The organism is Aeromonas sp. HMWF015 (assembly GCF_963878965.1).
Lineage (GTDB): Bacteria > Pseudomonadota > Gammaproteobacteria > Enterobacterales > Aeromonadaceae > Aeromonas > Aeromonas veronii.
The window spans coordinates 1-5,431 of sequence record NZ_CAWNZT010000107.1; the positions used below are offsets into that span (position 1 = coordinate 1).

Annotated in this window: 4 protein-coding genes and 1 riboswitch; of the genes, 1 reads left to right on the plus strand and 3 read right to left on the minus strand. The window is 57.9% G+C overall.

What is annotated here, in order from left to right:
* Positions 1-216 (plus strand): superoxide dismutase (locus tag AACS18_RS05220; protein ID WP_181363412.1); only part of this gene is annotated, 216 nt, incomplete at its 5' end.
* 84 nt (positions 217-300) lie between these two features.
* Here AACS18_RS05220 and AACS18_RS05225 read toward each other — a convergent pair.
* From AACS18_RS05225 to AACS18_RS05235, 3 genes are all read right to left on the minus strand, one after another.
* Entirely contained in the window at positions 301-1,248 is a 948-nt protein-coding gene (locus tag AACS18_RS05225) for a SanA/YdcF family protein (protein ID WP_108613880.1), read from the minus strand.
* Between the two features lie 185 nt (positions 1,249-1,433).
* On the minus strand, positions 1,434-4,193 hold the full coding sequence (locus AACS18_RS05230) for a collagenase (protein ID WP_108613881.1): 2,760 nt from the start codon (positions 4,191-4,193) through the stop codon (positions 1,434-1,436).
* Between the two features lie 470 nt (positions 4,194-4,663).
* Positions 4,664-4,981, minus strand: a complete 318-nt coding sequence (locus AACS18_RS05235; RefSeq protein ID WP_005354947.1) for a hypothetical protein — start codon at positions 4,979-4,981, stop codon at positions 4,664-4,666.
* 91 nt (positions 4,982-5,072) lie between these two features.
* A riboswitch (cyclic di-GMP riboswitch) is annotated at positions 5,073-5,159 on the minus strand.
* Positions 5,160-5,431 lie beyond the last annotated feature (272 nt).

Sequence of the window (5,431 nt, forward strand, 5' to 3'; positions counted from 1 at the left end):
CTGGTGGTGGACAAGGCGGGCAGATTGCAGGTGGAGAGCAGTGCCAATCAGGATAGTCCCCTGATGCATGGCCATACCCCGATCTTGGGGCTGGATGTGTGGGAGCACGCCTACTATCTCAAGTACCAGAACAAGCGTCCTGACTATATCGCTGCCTTCTATCAGGTGGTGGATTGGGCCGAAGTGGCCCGCCGCTATCAGGCGGCGCGAGGCTGACCCGGTCGCTGGGAATGGGTGTACAGGCTCACCGCCACAACCCGCGCTGTAATAACAAGACCCGCCAGTTGGCGGGTCGTCTGTTTATGGTGTGGCAGTGCTGACGCTGGCGGCTGAAGGGGTCATCGGCAATGTGGGCAAGGCCGCGCTGGGCATCTCGGCGGTGGTTTGTGCCGCGGGTTTGGCAGGAGTGACTGGCTCAGTCGTTGCCGCTGCGGATAAAGCAGGAGTGACTGGTTCAGTCGCGGCCGAGGAAGATGGAGTCGCCGACTCGGTGGTAACCGCAGCAGAGACTGCCGCTGGCTTGGCCTCATCCACAGCCGGTTTGGGCTGTTTGAGGCAGGGTTGCAGGCTGCCGATGGTGCTCAGTGACTGGCAAGGCACAGGCAGACCGATGGGGACCGGTGCCCCGAGGAACTTGGGCCCCTTGTCCAGTACATAGAGGTCGAGCAGCCCCATCAGGCGGGCAAAGACTTCCCGCACCCGGGTGCGGATCCCCTGATAGGCGCTGGGGTCCTCGGCATTGAAGCCGACCGCATCGATACCGAAATGGCGGGCGATGAAAATGGCCCGCTCGTTATGAAAGCCCTGGGAGACCACGGTAAAGCGCTCCTGGCCGAACACCTCCTTGGCGCGAACCACTGAGTCGAGGGTGCGGAATCCGGCGAAATCCATATAGATGGCGGAGGCGGGGATGCCCGCCTTGATCAGGGCGCGGCGCATTTGGCGTGGCTCGTTGTACTGCACGGTAGCGTTGTCACCGGAGACGATGATGAAGTCCACCTTGGCATTGTTATAGAGCTCGGCCGCCGCCTTGATACGGTATTTGAAGTAGTGGTTGGGGCCGCCACCGGAGAGATATTTGGAGGTACCCAGCACCACCGCAACCCGGTTGTAGGGCACCTTGTCTACCTGATCGTAGGTGTAGTGACGGGCATCCGAGACGATCCACTCGCTGTAGCCCAGCAGCATGGCAATTAGGGCCAGCAGCAAAACGAGGCAGGCGAGGAGGATCTTGGCAAACTTCTTCATGCGCGGTGCGGTCAGGGTCTGAAGTTGGGAGTGGCTATCGGCATTCTATTACAACTCGGCCGCTGGCGTCAGGCTTGATAACGGGCGGGCACCTCATTCGGGCAGAGGTTGTCGCAGCAGAAGAGGGAGTGCGGGGGAAAAAGCGAGGAGCTGCGGTGGCTGCCCCTCTTTGTGTTGGATGTCTATCAGTGGGCGGAGTCGTTACCCTTGCAGGCGTCTGACTCCTTGTTGGCTTGCCACCAGGGCAGCAGATCCCGGGCGAGCCACGCCTGATAGGCGTCGCTGTCGTTGGCGATCAGCCGGTCCAGCTCTCCTTCGAAGTCGCTCATCGCCTGCTGCCGATCCGGATTGCGCAGCGCCTGTGCCAGCGCCAGCCAGCTGGCGCCGCGACCGGTATCGTTGAGGAAGCGGTGCACGGTATAGGACCAGGAGTAGACCATCTCGCCACCCTGGTCGTAGTCAAGGTGGAGGATCGCCGCCAGTGTCGGACGCTGGTTGGCGGGGCGGTTTGCCACGTTATCCAGACCACGGGCAAAGCACTGGCCGTGGGCGATGTACTCTGCAATCCCCTCTGCCCACCAGGTAGTGCGGTTGAGCGGATAGTGGCCGAAGCTGCCGTACTGGTTAAAGCGGCCGTCGAGATAGTGAACGTACTCGTGGCGCAGGTTCCACACCTGGAAGGCAGGGCGTTTCCACTCCGCCTCATAGGCGAAGAAGCGGGCCTGATTGCCGGGGCGAGCCGGATCCCCCTCGATATAGATGCCGCCATTGTCGGTGGAGACACCAAATAGTGCGCTGCCGTAGCGGCCCCAGTCGGCGGAGGAGTTGAAGATCACCAGCTCCAGCGCTTCGTTGTGATCATCGGCCACCGGTTGCCAGCCTGTCTCCATCTGCTGGTGGAAGCGCTGCTCTTCATCACCCAGCTTGCGGCAGATCCCTTCGGCCTGAGCCTGGGTCAGATCCTGAGCGCGCAGACGCAGGGTGGGTGAGCAGGTGTGCTCGAACGGCAGAATATCTTCCATGCGGATCGGTGTGCAGAGCCCGGCGAACTCGCCGCTTATACAGGCTTCGCTGGTGCGATCCGTGTAGGTGAGGTAGTAGCTGGAGAGGGTCAGGGAGACCTCTTCCAGCATGGCAGCAGAATGCTGGCCGCCCGGGACCAGCCCCTGCTGGCGCATGATGGCGATGACATCGCGATCCAGCTGCTGGCGATAGGCAATCGCCTTATCCGGGCTGGTGTGATGGAGGTAGCGCATCATCTGGTAGAGACGGCTATGGGCATCGAGGATGTTGTTGAAGATAAACAGATCCCGTGAGCCATCGCGCTGTTTCCAGAGGGCCAGCTCGCTCAGGCCAAGTTGCAGCAGGCTCTGGCGCAATGCCGCCTCCTGTTGCAGCACAGCTGCGCTGAAGTCAGCCTGCTGACCGTAAGAGGCGCTCTGATCGACCAGATTGAGCAGCTCGAACAGGCCATCGGCCCAGGGTTTGTGGCCATTGATCTGTGCCGCATGTTGCACCGCATAGCCGAGCGCCTGGTTGAGCTGGGCCAGCATGGGGGCGGCACTCTGGCGGAAGGCGGCTTGGCCAAGCTGTCCCTGCGCCGCTACGCTCCAGGCTTCCAGCACTGTGCCAGCCTGATCCTGCGGTTCAGCTCCCAGCAGCAAGGGGTGGTTGAGCAGATCAATCATCACCCCGGCCAGTGCCCGGGCGGCCTGATCACTCTCCTTGCCAACGCCGCCATGGTAGTTATGGGCGCGCACATAGTAGAGCAGCTTGTCCATTGCCGGATGGGTCGGCTGGTTGGCCGCCAGCAGGGCACGCATGCCGCGCACCACCGCCATCAGCTTGGCGTCATCGTGGCCGTAATCCGCCTGCCAGGCAGGACTGTTCTGGCCGCTCACGTCGGCCACCAGTTTGGCTGCATCGCTGTCGAGCAGATCCACATCGGGTTGCTCTGGCTCGGAGCAGAGACGACCGTTGGCGCGGCGGCACTCCAGCTGCTCCTCCTTACTGGCCAGCACGATGGGGCGATTGAGCACCCGGCTCTCCTGCCACTCTTTGCTCTCTGGCAGGGGCTGCCACTCGCCGCCGGCGACCGGGTATTGGTAGCCGCTATCTTGCAACGTTACCTGAACCTCGCTGCCAGCGGGGATCACCTGACGACAGATGCGATAGCGGATGGTGTTGCTCCCCTCCTTGCGCTCCTGCGGCTCATCACACTCCTGCTGAGGCGTGAGCTGATCCAGCTGCCACTGATAGCGGCGCCAGACGTGGATCTCGCTGACCTGAGCGGCAGCCTGACTGCCTGCCACCGGTTGAAGACGGAAGAAGATCTGCTCCAACCGGCCATCCCGCTCACTCGGGGTCTCTTCAAGTACCTGCAACTGCTGCCAATCCTGCGGCTGATAGTGCCACTCCGGCTCTGCGCAGCGGCCCTGCGGGTTGAGTTCGCAGCGATCCAGCTCCCTTTCGGTCTGACCCAGGATGATGGCTTGCGGCAGCGGCAGACGATCCTGCCGCTGGGCGGTCGGCGTGCCAGCCAGTTGCTCCCAGCGACCCTGCTTGAGGCCATAACCAAAGTCATAACTGCTGGCGGGAATAAGCTTGCCCGCCGGAATCCGATCTTCACAGCGCACGAAGCGGATCTGCCAGCCCGCATCTACCTTGAGCCGCGGCTCGCCACACTGTTGCTCGGTCAGTGCGGCGAGATCGCTGCTCTGCCAGTCGAAGCGACGGTAGACTCTGAGCTGCTGATAGGGGGCGTTGCTGCTGCGCGCCTTGAGCTCGTAGGTGATCTCGGTGATGCGAGCGGCCAGTTGCCGGCTCGATTCGCCAGTCAGCTGATACTGTCGCCAGTCATTGGGGGAGTAGTTGGCTTGCGCCGAGGATGTAGCCAAAAGCAGGGGGCCTGCCAGCAGCAGCCACCCGGTACCTGAACGGTTCATTTTTATCCCTTTGTTCTTGTTTGTGTATTGTCTTGCGAGTAATCGCAAGGCAATTTACAGAGACTCAAAAGAATATCAATGATTTTTTAAATGACATATAAATCAATGATATAGCGTTGATTTATATGCTTGCTGTTTTTGAACTCCTGCTGCCGTAGTGAGGGCTCACATGCGACTTTATTGGCGAAGTTGTTAGTTGTGTAAAGTGCGTGTCAGATCTCATTTAATCAACACGAGACATGCAGCAAATGACCAGGAAAAGCGAGATGTCCCTATGGCTTAAGCCACATTATCTGGGCGGATGATGACTGGTGACTCAATCAGCAAAGCCAACTATTTGTTCGTGAGGAGGCGGGATGAAAAGATATTGGCCGCCTGTATGGGTAGCACAGGCGACCTGATATGAGTTGCTTTCAACACCACCTGCTCATCTGTTTCGCGCCAATTTCAGCGTCACTACAGATGAGTCATCAGAGATAGCTGACAGTCACGATCGCCATGTTGCTGGCATTGGTCACTTTGTAGCTGATAGTGCTGCTAATTGAGCTGATTTGACCGGCTTGCTGCAAGTGAGCCAAAGGCATGGTTTGCTTGTTCATGCCTGAATAGCAGGTCACGCTGCTGTCAGAAAAATCACATGGAGATTCATAGATGGTGCCAGTAAACGTCACTGAGCCATCAGCCGCAGAAGCTGTGGATGGCAACAAGGCGGTACCAAGCAGCAAGGAGGTGCATACAGAGAAAACTGTCTTGCGAACTAAACGGGAGGCGGTGTGTTGAGCTTTCATATCTATGTCCTTTTCGTCACAGGTGTTGTACGAAAAGGGCAACGCAATCAAAGAGTAATGCCATAAATCGGCAATAACATCACTCTTCTCAGATGGCAGCTCCGCTGTCTTAGGTATCAAAACCCTTAGACCGGTGGCTTTGCGTCCCGACCTTTCGATCGGTTTGCCCTTTACTCTATGTCTAGATGATAACACTCCACTTTGAGAAATCAATCGGCTTAAAAATCATGAGAGATGGATCACAGTTAGTCTGCATAATTAATAACGTATATTTATTTTTTCATCTCAAATCTTGCCTGTGAATATTGCGGGCAAGCCTCTATATTAGCGCGTCATATCTATGATTAATATGTAATGTAGTAGATGTATATTTATGTGTTGGCTGCCAATAATTTGATTACCTGATTACCTGATTACCTGATTACCTGATTACCTGATTACCTGATTACC

Bases quoted from the DNA above. Each gene is read 5' to 3' on its own strand.
- AACS18_RS05225 (WP_108613880.1), bottom strand. From the start codon at position 1,248: ATGAAGAAGTTTGCCAAGATCCTCCTCGCCTGCCTCGTTTTGCTGCTG.
- AACS18_RS05230 (WP_108613881.1), bottom strand. From the start codon at position 4,193: ATGAACCGTTCAGGTACCGGGTGGCTGCTGCTGGCAGGCCCCCTGCTT.
- AACS18_RS05235 (WP_005354947.1), bottom strand. From the start codon at position 4,981: ATGAAAGCTCAACACACCGCCTCCCGTTTAGTTCGCAAGACAGTTTTC.